Source organism: uncultured Porphyromonas sp. (assembly GCF_934359325.1).
In the GTDB taxonomy this organism is placed as follows: domain Bacteria; phylum Bacteroidota; class Bacteroidia; order Bacteroidales; family Porphyromonadaceae; genus Porphyromonas_A.
This window is the reverse complement of the sequence record NZ_CAKRLH010000198.1, coordinates 1-2,976: the sequence shown is the minus strand read 5'-3', so window position 1 is coordinate 2,976 and position 2,976 is coordinate 1. Positions and strand designations below refer to the sequence as shown.

Genomic DNA, 2,976 nt, shown 5'->3' with positions numbered 1-2,976 from the left:
ATCAGTAGCTGTATATCCTCCCACAGAGGCTTCTCTATCGTTTCTCTTGTGATCACGGTTTGTCTCATCTCTAGAGGACAAAGTTAACCATTTTGCCTCGGACAAGTCGGACAAGTCGGACGGGTCGGACAAGTCTAAATGAGAGGATGGTAAGGTGGAGATGGTGGGAGGGTAGTCTACTGCCGCTTGCGGTGGGTGAGGACGGCGAGGAGGGCATTGACCAGCCCGATGACCGTGAGGGCGGCAAGGTAGGGCCAGAGGTCGGTGAGTGGACTACCCTTGAGGTAGACCATTCGCATGATGATATTGAGGTAGGTGAGGGGATTGATGTAGGCGATTACTTTGCTCCACCACGGCATCGTGCTGATCGGGGTGAAGAGCCCGCTGATGATGAAGAAGATCATCACTGAGAAGAGTTCCATAAACATCGCCTGCTGGACCGACTTGGCAAGATTGGCGATCATCACGCCCTGGAAGGCGATCACCCCGGAGAAGAGGAGGGCGCTGAGGAGGATCAGGAGGTAGCTCCCGACCGGTGCCAGCCCGTAGATGAGGTAGATAAGCAGCGTGCCGAGGAGTGTCGTGCTGATGCCTATGAGCCAGTAGGGTAGTACCTTGGCGACGATGTAGGTGCTACTGCGGAGGGGGGAGAGATTGATCTGCGTGATGGTGCCTACCTCCTTCTCATGCGCCAGTCCGATGGCGGGGTAGATGCCGCAGAGCATCGTCAGCACCATCACGAGGATCGCCGGCAGCATGTAGTACTTGTAGTTGAGCGTCGGGTTGTACCGGTCGAGCATGCGGATCTCCACCGGTCTGCCGCTGCCTGACGACAGTCCCACCTTCTCGGTCAGGATCTCCTCCGACGTGTCGGCGATGAGTCCGCTCATGCGATTCATCGCCATGACGGCATTGGTGCTATTGACCGCATTGGCGATCACTCGGACCGAGGCGTGGCGGGAGAGCTCCATGTCGCGGGAGAAGTCCGGCGGGATCACCAGGATCATCTCCGCCTTATTTCGATCCACCGCCTGGTATGCCGGTTCCTCCGAGGTGTAGAGCCCGATGATGTCGATGTCGGGCGATGCCTCCAGTTTCTGTAGGAGGAGACGACTGTAGTTTCCTCCCGGATCGTGGCTCACGACCGCCAGGTCGAGGTGGCGGAGGTTGAAATTGATCACCCAGGGCGTCAGACCGATCATGATCGTCGGGAAGAGGAAGATCATCGTCAGGAGGATCCTGTCCCGAGCAATCTGCTTAAACTCCTTCTCCAAGAGGTATCCAAAGGCACTACTCATCTCAGGCGGGGCTTGACGTTACGGATCGCAAGGGCGATCGTGAGGATGGCGAAGAGGACGAGCAGCAGCAACTCCACCCAGATGGCGCTGAGTCCGGCGCCCTGGATCATCAGCTTGCGCATCGAGGTGATGTAGTAGGTGGCGGGGATGAAGCGGGAGATCCAGCGGAGGACGAGCGGCATATTCTCCACCGGGAAGATCATCCCGGAGAGGAGCATCGTCGGCATCATCACGCTGAAGCCGGTGAGGATCGTCGACTCCTTCTGCGACTTAACGAGGCTCGAGAGGAGGAGTCCGAAGGCGAGGCTGAAGAAGGTGAAGACAAGCGTCACGAGGAGGATCAGGGCGAGGGACCCGCGGATCGGCACCCCGAGGACGAAGCGGGAGATGACGAGGATGATCGCGATGATGATGAGGGAGACGGCGAGGTAAGGAACGGTCTTGGAGAGGACGATCGTAGTGGGGCGCGCCGGGGTAGTGAGGAGGAGCTCCATGGAGCCCTGCTCCTTCTCCCGCGCAATGCTGATGCTGGTCATCAGCGTGCAGATGACGAGGAGCACCAGTCCCATCAGTCCGGGGACGAAGTTGTACGCTGAGACGAGCCCGGGATTGTAGAGCATCTGGGGTGTGATCTCGATGCTGTAGGGGATCCCCTCGTTGCCGGTGCGACGGCTCAATTGGTCAGCGATAAATTGCTGGGCATAGGCTCCTCGGATGCTCCCCATGGCGGGATCCGACACATCAGCGATCACCTGCAGGCTGGTCGGCAGTCCGGTGATGAGGTCCCGCTCGAAGTGCTCCGGTACCACGATGGCGAGGTCGATCTCGCCTGCCTTCATCATCCGCTCCGCCTCCCCGCTGTCGGAGAGCATCCCTTGGTAGAGGAAGGTGGTATTTCCCTCGAGTGCCTCCGCCAGCTGCTTGCCGGTCTCGTCGGCAGACTGGTCGATGATGACGGTGCGGAGGTCGGTGACGTCCATATTCATCGCGAAGCCAAAGAGGAGCATCTCCGTGATCGGCATGGCGACGAGGATCAGGAGCGTGAGCGGATCGCGAAAGATCTGCTTCCACTCCTTGATGATAAAGGCGCGCATCTGTGAGCCACCGCGACGTGCGGCTCTCCTTTTCTCTCCTCTACTCATCGCTTCCCTTGCTTAGTGACGGCGGTGAAGAGGCTGCCCATGTCGGGGACTCCCTCGGCAGCCTTCAGCTCCGCTGGGGTGCCGAGCACGCGGATCTCGCCATCGACCATGATCGAGACGCGGTCGCAGTACTCCGCCTCATCCATATAGTGTGTGGTGACGAAGACGGTGATCCCGTCCACGTAGGCAACGCGGTAGATCAGCTCCCAGAAGAGTCGCCGTGTCAGCGGATCCACCCCGCCGGTAGGTTCGTCGAGGAAGACCACTTCGGGGCGGTGAAAGATCGCAGAAGCGAAGGCGAGCTTCTGCTTCCATCCGAGCGGCAGGTGCCCGGCGCGGGTGTGGCGATACTCCTCGAAGTCGAGCTGGCTCAGAAGCTCATCCGTTCGCTCCCTGATCGCCTTCTTCTTCATCCCATAGATAGCAGCGTAGAGTCGGAGATTCTCCTCCACCGTGAGGTCGGTGTAGAGGGAGAAGCGCTGGCTCATCACGCCGATGTGCTTCTTGATCCGCTCCCCCTCGCGGAGGATGTCGTG

3 protein-coding genes are annotated in these 2,976 nt (G+C 59.5%); all 3 read right to left on the bottom strand.

The annotated features are described in order from the left end of the window. Nucleotides 1–176 precede the first annotated feature (176 nt). A complete protein-coding gene (locus Q0F21_RS06830) occupies nt 177–1,298 on the bottom strand; it encodes an ABC transporter permease (RefSeq protein ID WP_297238559.1) in 1,122 nt (373 codons plus the stop codon). Next, on the bottom strand, nt 1,295–2,440 hold the full coding sequence (locus tag Q0F21_RS06825; protein ID WP_297238557.1) for an ABC transporter permease: 1,146 nt from the start codon (nt 2,438–2,440) through the stop codon (nt 1,295–1,297). Before Q0F21_RS06825 ends, Q0F21_RS06830 begins: the two co-directional genes overlap by 4 nt. Beyond that, nucleotides 2,437–2,976, bottom strand: a 540-nt coding sequence (locus Q0F21_RS06820; RefSeq protein WP_297238555.1) for an ABC transporter ATP-binding protein, incomplete at its 5' end; no start/stop codon positions are given. The genes Q0F21_RS06820 and Q0F21_RS06825, both read right to left, overlap by 4 nt.